Raw genomic sequence first — 14,731 nt, 5'->3', positions numbered from 1 at the left:
TGCCTGCAACGCATACCCACTATGCTGCACATGCGGCATTAATTCCCTTGATCGACTCAGCCCTGCGACTTATTTCAGCTTCATGAAGTTTGATTGCGCATCGCGCCAGACTTCATACCTCCCTGTTGGACTTCGGCCGAGCTTAGTGCTCGGCCTTTTTTTTGGCTGCCCGGAGTTTGAGCATCCGGCGCAACAGGTTTGAGCGCGCGCGAAACCCGGATTGTACCCGTCACGCCCATGTCGTAAACGGAGCCCAAACCGGAGCCTGGGGATTTTACGGATATGCAAGAGCCTTCCATCACGCCCGATCTGATCGCCGCACACGGGCTGAGCCCCGATGAATACGATCGGATCCTCGAAATCATCGGGCGTGAGCCAAGCTTTACCGAGCTTGGCATCTTCTCCGCCATGTGGAACGAACATTGTTCCTACAAATCCTCCAAGAAGTGGCTGCGCACCCTGCCGACCGACGGCCCGCAGGTGATCTGCGGCCCCGGCGAAAACGCCGGCATCGTCGATATCGGTGACGGCCAATGCGTGGTCTTCAAGATGGAGAGCCACAACCACCCGTCTTATATCGAGCCCTACCAGGGCGCGGCCACCGGCGTCGGCGGCATCCTGCGCGATGTCTTTACCATGGGCGCCCGGCCGATCGCGGCGATGAACTCGCTCAGCTTTGGCGAGGTGGCGCACCCCAAGACCAAACAGCTGGTCAACGGTGTGGTCGAAGGTGTCGGCGGCTATGGCAATTGCTTCGGCGTGCCCACCGTCGGCGGCGAGCTGCGCTTTGACCCGGCCTACAATGGCAACTGTCTGGTCAACGCCTTTGCCGCAGGCCTGGCCGAGACCGACAGTATCTTCTACTCTGCCGCCTCGGGCGTCGGCATGCCGGTGGTCTATCTCGGCGCCAAGACCGGCCGCGACGGTGTGGGTGGCGCGACCATGGCTTCGGCCGAGTTCGACGACACCATCGAGGAAAAGCGCCCCACCGTTCAGGTCGGCGATCCGTTTACCGAAAAGCGCCTGATGGAGGCGACGCTCGAGCTGATGCAGACCGGCGCCGTGATCTCGATCCAGGACATGGGCGCCGCCGGCCTCACCTGCTCGGCAGTGGAAATGGGCGACAAAGGCAAGCTGGGCATTCGGCTCGACCTCGAGAATGTGCCGGTGCGCGAAGAGAACATGAGCGCCTACGAGATGATGCTCTCGGAAAGCCAGGAGCGCATGTTGATGGTGCTGCGCCCGGAAAAGGAGGCCGAGGCCAAGGCGGTCTTTGACAAATGGGACCTCGATTTCGCCATCGTTGGCGAGACCATTGCCGAGGACCGTTTCCTCATCATGCACAACAACGAGGCCAAGGCCGATCTGCCACTGTCGCAGCTCGCCTCGACCGCGCCGGAATACGACCGGCCCTGGGTCGAGACGCCCGCCGCAGAAGCCCTGGCCGATGTGCCCGAGATCGACGGTGTCGACGGGCTCAAGGCGCTTCTGGCCTCGCCCAACTATGCCGCGCGCAATTGGGTCTACGAACAATATGACAGCCAAGTCATGGCCGACACCATCCGCACGCCGGGCTTTGGCGCCGGGCTGATCCGGGTGCATGGCACCGCCAAGGCGCTGGCCTTCACCTCGGACGTGACGCCGCGCTATGTGCAGGCCAACCCGGTCGAAGGCGGCAAGCAGGCGGTGGCCGAAGCCTATCGCAACCTCACCGCCGTGGGTGCCAAGCCCCTGGCCACAACCGACAATCTCAACTTCGGAAACCCCGAAAAGCCCGAGATCATGGGCCAGTTCGTCGGCGCCATCAAGGGCATCGGTGCGGCCGTCGCCGCGCTCGACATGCCGATCGTCTCGGGCAATGTCTCGCTCTACAACGAAACCGACGGTGCCGCGATCCTGCCGACGCCCACCATTGGCGCGGTCGGGTTGATCGACGACGCCGAACACGCCATCACCGGCGTGCCGCGCGAGGGCCATGTGCTCTTGATGCTGGGCGCGGCCGAGGGGCATCTGGGCCGCTCGGCGCTGCTGGCAGAGGTGTTCAACCGCACCGATGGCGACGCGCCGCATGTGGATCTCGAGGCCGAGAAGGCGGCCGGCGATTTCATCCGCGACAACCGCGACTGGATCACCGCCTGCACCGATATCTCGGACGGTGGCCTGGCGCTGGCGACCTATGAGATGGCCGAGGCCGGCGACGTCGGCGCGGTGCTCACGGTCACCGACACGACCGGGTTGTTCGGCGAGGATCAGGGCCGCTATCTGATCGCCTGCAACTTCGATCAGGCCGAGGCGCTGATGGGGGCGGCGGCCAAGGCCGATCTGCCGCTGGTCACGGTCGGAAAATTCACCGGCAGCGATCTGGTCATCGGCACTTCCAGCGCCGCTGTCGCGGAATTGCGGGAAACCTCTCGCGCCACCCTGCCCGCGCTCTTCGGCTGAGCCGATGCGGCGCCGGCTGACCTTTCTGATCGGCGCGCACAAGACCGCCTCGACCCATTTGCAACGCGCGCTGGTGGCGCAGCGCGCGGCGCTGGCCCCGGCCGGCGTCGGCGTGATCGGCCCGATGCCGATCGGCGGCACCCTTCTGCCGCTGTCCGAACTGCTGCGCGGCCGGGCCGAGCCCGACCTGCTGGCGCTGGCTTCGGAGGGGTTTCTGCACAAACATGCGGGAGACGCCGAAACCGTGGTGCTGATGAACGAGAACATCCTCAGCGCCTCTCTGGCCCCCGACATGGCCTTCAAGGACGGCCAGCTCTACAAATTCGCGCCGCAGCGGGTAAAACGGGTGCTCGACCTTTTTCCCGGCCATGACATCCAGGTCGGCATGGCGGTGCGCAACCCGGCCGGCTTTCTGGTCTCGTCCTGGCAGGAACACATGAAAGGCCATGCTTTCCGCCCCTTCCGCGACTACCTCGGCACCGCCGAGGTGGCGGAAATCGGCTGGCTCAAACCGGTCAGGCGCTTGCGCCAAGCCCTTGGCGACACACCGATTTTCCTCTGGCGCTACGAGGACTACCCCACCATCGCATCGAGGGTTCTGCATCAGTGCATGGGCGAGGCCGGCGCCCGCATCACCTTGCCCGAGAGCGCCGCCAATCCCGGCTTTTCGGCCCGGGCGCTCGACTATCTGGCCGAGGTGGGCCAGGTCACGCCGGAGACCACCGCCGAAGCGCTGCGCCGCTTTCCCAAGGGGCCGGGGTATCCCGCCTTTCAGCCTTGGACGCAGAGGGAAAAGACCGCAATGTCAGAGCGTTACGACCAAGATTTGCAGCGCATCGCCAGCCGCGGGCTGGCCCGGGTGCTGCATCCCTGATGCTGCGGCGGCCACTTGCCATCCCAACGCGCCACACTTACCTTTCGACCAAAGGACCAAAGGACACTCAATGCCGATCAATGCCACCGAAATCGAACAGCTGATCCGCCAGAGCTTTCCCGACGCCCAGATCATCGTTCAGGGCGATGACGGCCAGCATTTTGCGGCCGAAGTGGTGGACGAGAGCTTTCGCGGCATGAACCGCGTGCAGCAGCAACGCGCGGTCAACGCCGCCATCCGTGCCAAGCTCGACAGTGGCGAGCTGCATGCGCTGGCACTGACCACCCGCGCCCCGGACTAGGGCGATGGATCTCCTCGGCATCATCGTGCTGGTTCTGGCCATCATCGGAGTGACCCTCCTGCTGGCCCGGCGCGCGATCCGCGAGGACAAGAAACAGACCGGCCGCGGCTCCGAGCCCGGCAGCGGATATCACACCCTGCATTCGCATTATTCCTCGGGCCTGGGCGGGCAAGACAGCTCTTACAAGGTGCCGCGCGATCCGCAGGAATACGCCAAACGCTTCATTCCGAAGGGAAAAGACAAATGACAGAAGTCAAAGAGAACATCCAGCAAACCGTGACCGAAAACGACGTCGTGCTGTTCATGAAGGGCACCAAGGAAATGCCGCAATGCGGCTTTTCCAGCCGGGTCGCCGGTGTGCTGAACTACATGGGCGTCAACTTCAAGGACGTGAACGTCCTGGCCGACGACGGGCTGCGTCAGGGCATCAAGGAGTTTTCCGACTGGCCGACCATCCCGCAGCTCTACGTCAAGGGCGAGTTTGTCGGCGGCTGCGACATCATCACCGAGATGACGCTGTCGGGCGAACTTGACACCATGTTCGAGCAGAACGGCGTCGCCTTCGACAAGGACGCCGCCGAGAAGATCCGCGAAGCCAACGGCTAAGCGCCGCCCGCCCCGGCCCCCGCGCCGGGGCCTCCGGGCTGGCGAAAGACCCCGGCAGGGCAAGGAGCAAGGGAGAGGTCCCGGCGCAAGGCCGGGACGCGTGGCTTGCAGACCGCCCTGTCCCGCTAGCCCGACTGACCGGCCGCGTCCGACCGGCCTTTGGCCTCGACCTGCTCGGCCACGGCCTCGGCCCGCGCGGCCAGTTCGGCCAGGGTGTCGACAACCGCGCCGGGCACCACCGGCACCTCGATGCGCTCGGGCTCCGGCGCCGGCTTGTTGCGCAGGCCCTCGGCCTCGGCCCCCAGATCGGTGATCTTGTCCTCGAGCTCGCGCACCTTGTCCTCGAGGCCGGCGGTCTTGTCGGCCAGCATCAGCCCGGCCATCAACAGCATCCGCGATTCCGGCAGGCGGCCGATCTGATCCGACAACACCCGCGCCTCGCCGTCGAGCATGCCGGCGGCGGCATGCAGGAAATGCTCTTCGCCGGGCTGGCAGGCGACGTCGAAACTGCGGCCGCCGATGGTGATCGTGACTTCGGGCATCAGGCGTCCTCCCTTGGGGAATCATCGGGCAACAGCTGTTTGAAGGCCGCGGCGATCGCCTCGGCCTCGGCGGTTTCGGCCGAACGGGCGGCATTGAGCGCCTCGAGCTCGGCAATCATGCCGGTGTTGATCAGATGCGGATCGGCCAGCCCGGCCTTGTTGGCCTCGCGCAGGGCCTTGTTGTTGGCGCGCAGCTGCTCATTGGCCTTGCGCAGCCTTTGCAATTCGAGATCGACCTGTGCCGTGGCCTCGGATTGCGCGTCCATCCGCGCCTTCATCGTGGCTTGGGCATCTTCGAGCTTGGCATGCAGCGTCTTGATCCGTTCCTCGCGCTGCTGCCCGGCGATGCGCTCTTCCTCCAGCGCCGCCTCGGACGCGCCGAGCCTGGCCTGCAAATCCTCGATATCCACCGGATCCTCGGGCGGTTCGCTGGCCGCGTCCAGCCGCTCCACCCCTTTTCCGATCCGGTCGATCGCAGCCGTCAATCTGCGCTGCAACTCCTCGATGTCGGCCATACCGCCTGCCTTTCCTTTCTGCCACAACCGTATCGCGGTTTGCGTATCACCTGTGGCGCCTGTTGCCGGCCCCGCAGCGAATCATCGCGCAGGGTCTTTCCGGGCGAGTTTAGCCAACCCTGTGGAAAATTGCGCCCCGATTGACATCAAGCACTTACACGACACTGTTCACGCCGCCTTGAACTCTGCGGCCCGACTGCTATTCAGCTGGCAACCACAGCTCAAGAAGGAACGCTCCCTTGGACATCGACGCGCTGAAATCTGCCCATCCCGACCATTGGAAGAAAGCGGCAGCGATCCGTGCCCTGACGCTCGACGCGGTACATGCGGCCAATTCCGGGCATTCCGGCATGCCGATGGGCATGGCCGACGTGGCCACCGTGCTGTTTGAAAAGCACCTGAAATTCGACGCCGCCAACCCCGAGTGGCCCGACCGCGACCGCTTTATCCTTTCGGCCGGCCATGGTTCGATGCTGCTCTATTCGCTGCTCTACCTGACCGGCGATGCGGAAATCACCCTCGACCAGATCAAGAACTTCCGCCAGCTGGGCGCCAAGACCGCCGGCCACCCCGAGAACTTCCTCGCCAAGGCGATCGAGACCACAACCGGCCCGCTGGGTCAGGGCATCGCCAATTCCGTCGGCTTCGCCATGGCCGAAGAGATCCAGCGTGCCCGTTTCGGCGCCAAGCTGGTTGACCACCACACCTATGTCATCGCCGGCGACGGCTGCCTGATGGAAGGCGTCAGCCACGAGGCCATCGGCCTTGCCGGGCGGCAGAAGCTGTCCAAGCTCACCGTTTTCTGGGATGACAACAACATCACCATCGACGGCAAGGTCGCGCTGTCGGACCGCACCGATCAGAAAGCGCGCTTCGAGGCCGCCGGCTGGCATGTGCAGGAAATCGACGGCCACAACCCCGAGGAAATCGACGCCGCCATCACCGCCGCGAAGAAATCCGATCTGCCGTCGATGATCGCCTGCAAGACCCATATCGCCCTGGGCCATGCCGCGCAGGACACCTCCAAGGGCCATGGCGCGCTGACCGATCCCGAGCAGTTGACGGCCGCCAAGGAGGCCTATGACTGGCCTTACGGCCCCTTCGAAGTGCCGGCCGAGATCAAATCCGCCTGGGAAGCGATCGGCCAGCGCGGCGCGGCGGCGCGTGGCGACTGGGAGACGCGGTTCAGCGCGGCCTCCGGCGCCAAGCAGAAAGAGTTTGAGCGCCAGCAAAACGGCGAGGCGCCCAAGAAGCTCTCGGCCACGATCAAGGCGCTGAAGAAACAGGTCAGCGAAGAAAAGCCCAAGGCGGCGACCCGCAAGAGCTCGGAAATGGTGCTCGAGGTGATCAACCCGATCATGCCCGAGACCCTTGGCGGCTCGGCCGACCTGACCGGTTCGAACAACACCAAGACCGGCGATCTCGGGGTTTTCGACGTGGACAACCGCGCCGGGCGCTATGTCTATTTCGGCATCCGCGAACACGGCATGGCCTCGGCGATGAACGGCATGGCGCTGCATGGCGGCGTGCGGCCCTATGGCGGCACCTTCATGTGCTTTACCGATTACGCCCGCCCCGCCATGCGTCTCTCGGCGCTGATGCAGCAACCGGTGGTCTATGTCATGACCCATGACAGCATCGGCCTCGGCGAAGACGGCCCGACGCACCAGCCGGTCGAGCATCTGGCGATTTCGCGCGCCACCCCCAACACGCTGGTGTTTCGCCCGGCCGACACGGTGGAAACCGCCGAGGCCTGGGAAATCGCGCTGACCCAGCAGAAGACACCGTCGGTGCTGTCGCTGACCCGCCAGGGCCTGCCCACCGTGCGCACCGAGCACAAGACCAAGAACATGGTCGCGCAGGGCGGCTATGTGCTGGCCGATGCCGAGGGCAAGCGCGAGGTCATCCTGATCGCCACCGGTTCCGAGGTCGAGATCGCCATGCAGGCGCGCGAAACCCTTCAGGCTGAGGGGATCGGCGTGCGCGTGGTGTCGATGCCCTGCATGGAGCTTTTCGCCCAGCAGGACGACGCCTATCGCAAACGTGTCCTGCCCGGCGGCCCGGTGCGTGTCGGCATCGAGGCCGGCATGCGGGCCGGCGGGTGGGATCGCTGGCTTCTGGGCGAGCGCGGCCGCGAGGCCAAGGCCGGGTTCATCGGCATGGACAGCTTTGGCGCCTCGGCCCCGGCCGGCGAGCTTTTCGAGCATTTCGGCATCACCGCCGAGGCGGTTGTCGCCAAGGTCAAGGATCTGCTGGGCTGATCGCCCGCACCCCCTCCGGCCCGCGACCCGGGCCGGTACATCTTTGGACGGGCCGGGCGCGCAGGGAACTGCCTGCGCAACCGGCCCGTTCCTTTTCCGACGGCGGCCCTGCCCGCCCGGAGCCCGCCCCGGCGCGTAACACGAGGATCGACCGATGAGCGACAGTGCCTTTTTCGGCCTCGATGGCTATCATTTTCTGCTGACCGCGCTTGGCGGTGTGATCATCCTCGCCCATTGGCTGCCCCGCTGGGTGAGCCGGCGCGAGCCGGCGGCGCCGGGGCTGATGATCCTGCTGGGGATGCTGGCCTATGCGGTGGTGCCGGGCCTGCCCGCACTGCCCGATCCGCGCATCCAGCCCCAGCCTTGGGAAATTGTCGCCGAGCTGACGGTGATCATTGCGCTCTTTGCCACCGGCATCCGGATCGACAACCTGTCGTCGCTCCGCCGCTGGGCGCCGACGATCCGCCTGCTGGCGCTGGCGATGCCGCTGACCATTCTTGCCGTGGTGGTGATGGGCCATGTCTTTGCCGGCATGACGGTCGCCGCCGCGATCCTGCTGGGCGCGGTGCTGGCGCCCACCGATCCGGTGCTGGCCGGCGGCGTCCAGGTCGGCCCGCCGCTCGAGGGCGGCGAGCATCCGGTGCGCTTTGCGCTGACCACCGAGGCGGCGATGAACGACGGGCTGGCCTTTCCCTTTGTCTATCTCGGACTGGCGGTGGCGGCACAGGGCACGCTGTTTGGCGACTGGGGGCCGCAATGGCTGGCTCAGGACGTGGCCTGGCGGATTGCGGCCGGGGTGGCCATGGGCACCGCCGGCGGCTGGGCACTGGGACAGGTGCTTTTCGTGCTGCCCCGCGGCGCGACGCTGGCCGACACCGCCTCGGGCGTGGTGGCGCTGGCCGGGGTGCTGCTCTGTTACGGCAGCACCGAACTAGTCGAAGGATACGGCTTTATCGCCGTGGCGGTCATGGGGCTGACCCTGCGGCGGATCGAGGCCGAGCACGAGTTTCACCGCCGGCTGCACAATTTCACCCAGGCGCTGGAACATGCGCTGACGGCGGTGCTTCTGGTGGCGCTGGGGGCGGTTTTGCCGGCGCTGCTCCAAGGGCTGAGCTGGACCGATGCCGGCATCGCCCTGGCGCTGATCCTTCTGGTACGGCCGATTGCGGGCTGGCTGTCGCTGATCGGCACCGATGTGCGCGGCCGCGACCGGTGGGTGGTTGCGATCTATGGTGTGCGCGGTATCGGCTCGATCTATTACCTCGCCTATGCCGCCGGCAAGATCGAGTTTCTCAACGAAGACCGGCTTTGGGCGCTGGTCGGTTTCACCATCCTGATTTCCACCCTGCTGCACGGCTTCACCTCGGCCATGGCGATCGAGGATCTGTCGCAGGAAGCCGAAGGCCCCGAGGCCTGAGCCTCAGCCCCGGGCAAAGACCCGCGCCCAGAGCGGCGCGATCAGTTTGGTGCCGATCGGGATCAGCACAATCCCCAGCGCCAGCCCCAACAGCCCGTCAATCGCCGCCTTGCCGGTCCATTCCAGCGCGGCGCGCCAGCTATCCGCACCAAGATCGGCGACGGCCACGGCGTAGTGCTTGATCGCCTCTTCCGGCCCGTGCCAGCCCATCTCGGCCAGCCCGTGCACGATGATCGAGCCGCCGACCCAGAGCATGGCGGCGGTGCCGACAACCATCAGAAGCTTCATGAAGCCGGGCATGGCGGTCACGATCCCCCGGCCCAGCGCCCGGGTCAGGCCCAGCCGGCCCTTCGCCGCCATCCACAGCCCGAGGTCGTCGGCCTTCACGATCAGCGCCACCGCGCCATAGACCGCGAGCGTGATGCCCACCGCCACGGTCGCCAGCGTCGCCGCCTCGAGCCAGAAGGTGCTGGCCGGAATGGCCGCCAGGGCAATGGTCATGATCTCGGCCGACAGGATGAAATCGGTCTTGATCGCGCCCTTGATTTTCTCTTCTTCGAGATGCGCCGGATCCCGGTTGAGATGGCTGCCGTCCGGCCCGCCGTGATGGGCGCCAAAACCCAGCGCATGGGCCACCTTCTCGGCGCCCTCGAAACAGAGGTAGGCGCCGCCCAGCATCAACAGCGGCGCGATCAGCCAGGGCGCGAAGGCCGAAAGCGCCAGCCCCGCCGGCAGCAAGAACACCAGCTTGTTGATCAGCGAGCCCCGGGCGATGCGCCAGACGATGGGCAGTTCGCGCGCCGGCTCGAAACCGGTGAGATACTTCGGCGTCACCGCCGCATCGTCGATCACCGCGCCGGCCGCCTTGGCGCCCGCCTTGGCCGCCTGGCCGGCAATATCGTCGACCGACGCCGCCGCCACCTTGGCAATCCCCGCCACATCGTCCAGCAGCGCCAGCAAACCGCTCATGTCATTCTCCCCAGGCTGTCCGTGGGCAATGTAGAGGTCAGCTCTCCGGCTGCAAGGCCCATCGCCCCGGTCCATGCGCGGCCAGGACCAGGCACCCACCGGCAATCGCCCAGTTCTTGACAAAGATCGTCATCTGCCAGGGATCGTCGGGCAGGAAATGGAACACCGAGGTCACGCCGCAATAGAGCGCCAGCAGGACCGCCACCGCCCGCACCTGCACCCCGAACACCAACGCAAGGCCGGCCAGGGCGTTGAACCCGAGCGCCGGCCAGATCAGCCAGAGCGGAAGCTGCCAATCGGCCAGCAGGCCGGTCGTGCCGCCGGGGCTCAGCGCTTTCTGCACCGCACCGCCGAGGAAGAGGGCGGCAATCAGAAGGCGGCCGGTGAATACCGCGAGATCATCAAGTCGAGTCTTCATCGACGTCTACCTAGCGCGCCCGGCGCAAAGTCCCGCCGCCGCCGTTAACGCCACCATGCGAGGATAGCGCAAACAGGTTAGCGCCACCATGCGCTCCCGCGCCACGGTTAACGCTATCACATTGGAAAACAAGGCATTTCCCTTTGACATGCTGCGCCTGCTCGGTATCACCACGGCCAAGGAAACGCGCAGGAGAAATCGGATGACTGTCACTGTCGGGATCAACGGATTTGGCCGGATCGGCCGCTGCACGCTGGCGCATATCGCCGAGGCGGCGCGCAACGATGTGCAGGTGGTCAAGATCAACGCCACCGGCCCGCTCGAGACCTCGGCCCACCTCCTCCGCTATGACAGCGTGCATGGCCGCTTTCCCGGCGAGGTCAAAGTCGCCAATGGCACCATGGATCTCGGCCGCGGCCCGATGGAGATGTTCTCGACCTACGATCCCGCAGAGCTCGACTGGTCGGGCTGCGACGTGGTGCTGGAATGCACCGGCCAGTTCAACGACGGCAACAAGGCCGGCGTACACCTGGAACGTGGCGCCAAATCGGTGCTGATTTCGGCGCCGGCCAAGAACGTGCAGAAAACCGTGGTCTACGGCGTCAACCACCGCGATCTGATCCCCGGCGACACGATGATCTCGAACGGATCCTGCACCACCAACTGCCTGGCGCCGCTGGCCAAGGTGCTGGACGAGGCGATCGGCATCGAACGCGGCATCATGACCACGATCCACAGCTACACCGGCGATCAGCCGACGCTGGACCGCCGCCACAACGACCTCTACCGCGCCCGCGCCGCCGCCATGGCGATGATCCCCACCTCCACCGGTGCCGCCAAGGCGCTCGGCGAAGTGCTGCCCAACCTCAAGGGCAAGCTCGACGGCACCGCGATGCGGGTGCCGACGCCGAATGTCTCGGCCGTCGATCTGACCTTCGAAGCGGGCAAGGATGTCACCGTCGAGGACGTCAACGAGATCGTGCGCGAAGCCGCCGCCGGCCACATGGGCGCGGTGCTGGGCTATGACCCCGAACCCAAGGTGAGCATCGATTTCAACCACACGCCGCAAAGCTCGATCTTTGCCCCGGACCAGACCAAGGTCGTCGGCGGCCGCACCGTGCGGGTGCTCGCCTGGTACGACAACGAATGGGGCTTTTCGGTGCGTATGGCCGATGTCGCCGCCGCCATGGGCCGGCTGCTCCACTGAACCTTTCCGCAGCCCCACGATCCAGGCCCGCCGGTGTTCCGGCGGGCTTTTTTGCGGCGGCCGCCTGGGGATTGGCGCTGAACCAAAGTTATAGGCGGCAATTTTGCCTCTTTGGTGGATATCTCATGAAACTGTCACAGGCCAATGTCAGGGCAGACCCATGGATATCGGCCTTGTCAGAGGAAGCCCCCATGACCCACAGCCCAGGTTCGGCCTGCCCCTCCGTCACCGCCGTCCGCTGCTGCGATCCGGTGCAGCTTGGCCTGCGCTGGGCCCTGGCAGTCAGCTATCTCACCGCCATCGTGACGCCAGAGGGGGGCGCGGCCCATGTCTGGGCCGGCGCGATGCTTGGCCTCTGTCTTGTCCTGCGGCTGCTCTGGGGTGTGATCGGCCCGCAGAGCGCGGCGCTTGGCGCGCTCTGGCCGGGCCGGGCCGAGATCGCATTGCAGCTGTCCGATCTGGCGCGGGGCGAGCAACGCTTCGATCTCGGGCCATCACCCCTCGGCGCGGTGCTCTCGCTTGTCCTGCTGGCCATGCTGGCGCTGGTGGTGCTCAGTGGCGCCGCGCTGGCGCTTGGCGGCGCGCGCGGCGGGACGGAGGCGATCCACGAGGCGCTGGCCCTGGGCTTTCACGTGGCGCTGGCGGCCTATCTGGCCGGCGTGGTCTGGGCCAGCCTGCACTACCGGGCCAATCTGGTTCTGACCTTGCTCACCGGTGTCAAACCCCTGCCCGATGACCTATACTGGCACAATGGCCCCGACCACGACGCAGCAACCGCGCACCCTCGCGCTGGCAATCCTGGCGCAACTCCTGAGCGCCGGGTATTTCGTCGGCGACGTCATATATGATCTTCTGACCGAAGAATGGACGGCCCCCGAAGAGGCCGACCTGATCCCCGAAGCGCTGATCACGCTGACGCTGGTGTTGGCGATCTTCTTTCAGGTGCGCTATCTGCGGATGCTCTTGCAGCGCAAGACCGCGCTGGAGCGGCAGGTCAGCATCGCGGCGGGCGAGCTGCATCAGGTGATGCAGCGGCATTTCGAGGCCTGGGCCCTGACGCCGGCCGAAAGCGACGTCGCGCTCTTTACCCTCAAGGGGCTGACCATCCCCGAGATTGCCGGCCATCGCGGCTCGGCCGAGGGGACGGTCAAATCCCAGCTCAATGCGATCTATCGCAAGGCGGGGGTGTCCGGGCGCGGCGCGCTGCTCAGCCTTCTGATCGAGGATCTGATGCGCGCACCGCTGTTGACCGGAACCGGAGCTATTGCCCCAGTGCAATCCCTTCCCGGCGCGGATCGGCCCCTCCCGTCAGAGCCTCACCCAGCGAAATCGCATGCAGGCCTGACGTAAGCCCGCGCGCATTGACCTCGAACCCCATGTCCGCAAGCGCGGTGGTCAGATCGGCGGCCGAGGTGCTCTCTTCGACGTCATAGGTGCCGAAGCGGTTGACCAGATGCGGCATGGCGACGGCCTGCTGCACATCCATGCCCCAATCGAGCACGGCGATGATCGATTGCGCCACATAGCCGATGATCCGGCTGCCGCCCGGGCTGCCGGTAACCAGCACCGGCGCCCCGTCCCGGAGCACGATGGTCGGCGCCATCGAAGAGCGCGGTCGCTTGCCGGGCTCGACCCGGTTGGCGATGGGCATGCCGTCGGAATGGGTGCGGAAGGAGAAATCGGTCAGCTCGTTGTTGAGCAGGAAGCCGCGCACGAAGAGCCGCGAACCGAAGCCGTTTTCGATTGTCGTAGTCATCGACAGCGCATTGCCCTCGGCATCGACGATCGAGATATGCGAGGTCGAAGGCAGTTCGATGCTCTCGTCATCGGACCAGAGGAAGGCGTGGTCATATTCCGGGGTGCCGGAGCTGACCTCGGGCAGCGCGTCATCGCCCGACAGCAGTTGCGACCGCTCCTCGAGATATGGCGCGGCAACCAGCCCCTGAACCGGCACCGGAACGAAATCGCTGTCGGCCATGTAGCGGCCCCGGTCGGCGAAGGCGAGCCGCGAGGCATCGCCGATCAGCCGCCAGGCCTCTGGCGACGCCGCTCCAAGGGTGGCAAGATCGTAGTGGTCGAGCATGCCGAGGATCTGCCCCACGGTCAGCGCCCCCGACGACGGCGGCCCCATGCCGCAGACCTCATGCGCGCGATAGGGCACGCAGACCGCCGGGCGCTCCTTGACCTGGTAAAGCGCCAGATCGACCGAAGACAGCACGCCGGGATTGCCCTCGGCGCCGCGCACGGTGGCGACGATATCCTCGGCCACCGGCCCGCTGTAGAATGCCTCGCTGCCGCCCTCGGCCATCAGTCGCAGCACCTCGGCATACTCCGGGTTGGTCAGGCTGTCGCCTTCGGCAATCGCCTCGCCGTCGGGAAAGAAATAGCGGGCGGTGGCGGGAAAGCGCTGGAGCCGCTCGGCATCGTCGCGCACCAGCCCGGCCAGACGCGGCGAGACGACAAAGCCGTCTTCTGCCAGCTGCATGGCCCGGTCGAACAGCCCGGCCCAGTTGGACCGGCCCCAGCGGCGATGCGCCTCTTCCATCAGCCGGGGTGTGCCCGGCGTGCCCACCGAAAGCCCGCCGACAACCGCGTCGAAAAATTGCAGCGGTTCGCCGGTCTCGTCCTGAAACAATCGCGGTGTCGCCGCGAGCGGCGCGGTTTCGCGGCCGTCGAGCGTGGTGACTTCGCCGCTCTCGGCGTCGTACCAGACCAGAAAGGCGCCACCGCCCAGCCCCGAGGATTGCGGCTCGACCAGCCCCAGCACGCTCTGCACGGCGACCATGGCGTCGGCGGCGCTGCCGCCGGCGGCCAGCACCTCGGCCCCGGCCTCGACCGCCAGCGGGTTGGCAGCGACCACCATCCACTCCTGCGCCGTGACCGGCATGCCGGCGGCCTTGGCATCCATCGCCGCCTGCGCCTGATCTGACAGCGCCTCGAAGGCGGCGGGCCGGCCGATCTCGGCCTCGGGGGCGACATCGTCGGCGGCCTGCTGCGCCAGCGCCGGCCAGGCGACCAGCGCGGCCAGCGTCATCGTGCCGGAAAAATATCTCATGACGGTATCCTCTCCTCCTGAAATCTACCTCGGAGGGTGCCACCGATCCGGCATCAGGCAAAGCGCCAATTTGCCGGTTGCCCCTTGGGTCACTCTGCGGCAGGCTGACAGCAAACCGGAGCCA

15 protein-coding genes are annotated in these 14,731 nt (G+C 66.2%); 10 read left to right on the top strand and 5 right to left on the bottom strand.

Translation table 11 applies throughout. The annotated features are described in order from the left end of the window. The first annotated feature begins 282 nt into the window (after positions 1–282). The 5 genes from purL to grxD all read left to right on the top strand — a co-directional run bounded on the left by purL (position 283) and on the right by grxD (position 4,223). Complete coding sequence (purL, locus tag PVW49_RS01075; RefSeq protein ID WP_274564544.1) at positions 283–2,442, top strand: phosphoribosylformylglycinamidine synthase subunit PurL; 2,160 nt, start codon at positions 283–285, stop codon at positions 2,440–2,442. Between the two features lie 4 nt (positions 2,443–2,446). Further along, positions 2,447–3,316, top strand: a complete 870-nt coding sequence (locus tag PVW49_RS01070; RefSeq protein ID WP_274589691.1) for a hypothetical protein — start codon at positions 2,447–2,449, stop codon at positions 3,314–3,316. A 70-nt stretch (positions 3,317–3,386) separates the two neighbouring features. After that, on the top strand, positions 3,387–3,617 hold the full coding sequence (locus PVW49_RS01065) for a BolA/IbaG family iron-sulfur metabolism protein (protein WP_048531936.1): 231 nt from the start codon (positions 3,387–3,389) through the stop codon (positions 3,615–3,617). Positions 3,618–3,621: 4 nt separating this feature from the next. After that, the gene (locus PVW49_RS01060) at positions 3,622–3,864 is read left to right on the top strand and encodes a hypothetical protein (protein WP_048531937.1); all 243 of its coding nucleotides are present in this window, start codon (positions 3,622–3,624) and stop codon (positions 3,862–3,864) included. Continuing rightward, positions 3,861–4,223, top strand: a complete 363-nt coding sequence (gene grxD, locus PVW49_RS01055) for a Grx4 family monothiol glutaredoxin (RefSeq protein ID WP_048531938.1) — start codon at positions 3,861–3,863, stop codon at positions 4,221–4,223. The genes PVW49_RS01060 and grxD overlap by 4 nt, the downstream gene beginning before the upstream one ends. Before the next feature lie 125 nt (positions 4,224–4,348). Here the strand turns inward: grxD and PVW49_RS01050 are convergent, their stop codons facing one another. Both PVW49_RS01050 and PVW49_RS01045 read right to left on the bottom strand, forming a co-directional pair. Then, on the bottom strand, positions 4,349–4,765 hold the full coding sequence (locus PVW49_RS01050) for a cell division protein ZapA (protein WP_074835767.1): 417 nt from the start codon (positions 4,763–4,765) through the stop codon (positions 4,349–4,351). Beyond that, a complete protein-coding gene (locus PVW49_RS01045; RefSeq protein WP_048531940.1) occupies positions 4,765–5,280 on the bottom strand; it encodes a hypothetical protein in 516 nt (171 codons plus the stop codon). The genes PVW49_RS01050 and PVW49_RS01045 overlap by 1 nt, the downstream gene beginning before the upstream one ends. Before the next feature lie 239 nt (positions 5,281–5,519). Here PVW49_RS01045 and tkt point away from each other — a divergent pair, with 239 nt between their 5' ends. Then, positions 5,520–7,541 (top strand): transketolase, encoded by a 2,022-nt coding sequence (tkt, locus tag PVW49_RS01040; protein WP_074835768.1) that lies wholly within the window; start codon positions 5,520–5,522, stop codon positions 7,539–7,541. Between the two features lie 154 nt (positions 7,542–7,695). Next, the gene (locus PVW49_RS01035; protein WP_048531942.1) at positions 7,696–8,958 is read left to right on the top strand and encodes a cation:proton antiporter; all 1,263 of its coding nucleotides are present in this window, start codon (positions 7,696–7,698) and stop codon (positions 8,956–8,958) included. Positions 8,959–8,961: 3 nt separating this feature from the next. Here the strand turns inward: PVW49_RS01035 and PVW49_RS01030 are convergent, their stop codons facing one another. Together PVW49_RS01030 and PVW49_RS01025 are read right to left on the bottom strand one after the other, a co-directional pair. Then, complete coding sequence (locus PVW49_RS01030) at positions 8,962–9,927, bottom strand: DUF808 domain-containing protein (protein WP_274589690.1); 966 nt, start codon at positions 9,925–9,927, stop codon at positions 8,962–8,964. 37 nt (positions 9,928–9,964) lie between these two features. Next, the gene (locus tag PVW49_RS01025; protein WP_048531944.1) at positions 9,965–10,345 is read right to left on the bottom strand and encodes a DoxX family protein; all 381 of its coding nucleotides are present in this window, start codon (positions 10,343–10,345) and stop codon (positions 9,965–9,967) included. Positions 10,346–10,547: 202 nt separating this feature from the next. On the opposite strand from PVW49_RS01025, the gene gap reads away from it, so the two are divergent. From gap to PVW49_RS01010, 3 genes are all read left to right on the top strand, one after another. Continuing rightward, positions 10,548–11,552: a type I glyceraldehyde-3-phosphate dehydrogenase gene (gap, locus tag PVW49_RS01020; protein WP_274564529.1), complete on the top strand. Its 1,005-nt coding sequence runs from the start codon at positions 10,548–10,550 to the stop codon at positions 11,550–11,552. A gap of 191 nt (positions 11,553–11,743) precedes the next feature. Beyond that, positions 11,744–12,400 carry a cytochrome b/b6 domain-containing protein gene (locus PVW49_RS01015; RefSeq protein WP_074835774.1) on the top strand — a complete coding sequence of 219 codons (657 nt, stop codon included), beginning with the start codon at positions 11,744–11,746 and terminating at the stop codon, positions 12,398–12,400. Beyond that, positions 12,303–12,902, top strand: a complete 600-nt coding sequence (locus tag PVW49_RS01010) for a helix-turn-helix transcriptional regulator (RefSeq protein WP_074835776.1) — start codon at positions 12,303–12,305, stop codon at positions 12,900–12,902. Before PVW49_RS01015 ends, PVW49_RS01010 begins: the two co-directional genes overlap by 98 nt. Here the strand turns inward: PVW49_RS01010 and ggt are convergent. Continuing rightward, the gene (gene ggt / locus PVW49_RS01005) at positions 12,814–14,607 is read right to left on the bottom strand and encodes a gamma-glutamyltransferase (protein ID WP_274589689.1); all 1,794 of its coding nucleotides are present in this window, start codon (positions 14,605–14,607) and stop codon (positions 12,814–12,816) included. The genes PVW49_RS01010 and ggt overlap by 89 nt on opposite strands. Positions 14,608–14,731: the final 124 nt, after the last annotated feature.

This window comes from Marinovum sp. PR37 (genome assembly GCF_028807375.1).
Taxonomy (GTDB): domain Bacteria; phylum Pseudomonadota; class Alphaproteobacteria; order Rhodobacterales; family Rhodobacteraceae; genus Marinovum; species Marinovum algicola.
Note: the sequence above shows the minus strand (reverse complement) of the source record. Positions and strands in the feature narration are given on the sequence as shown.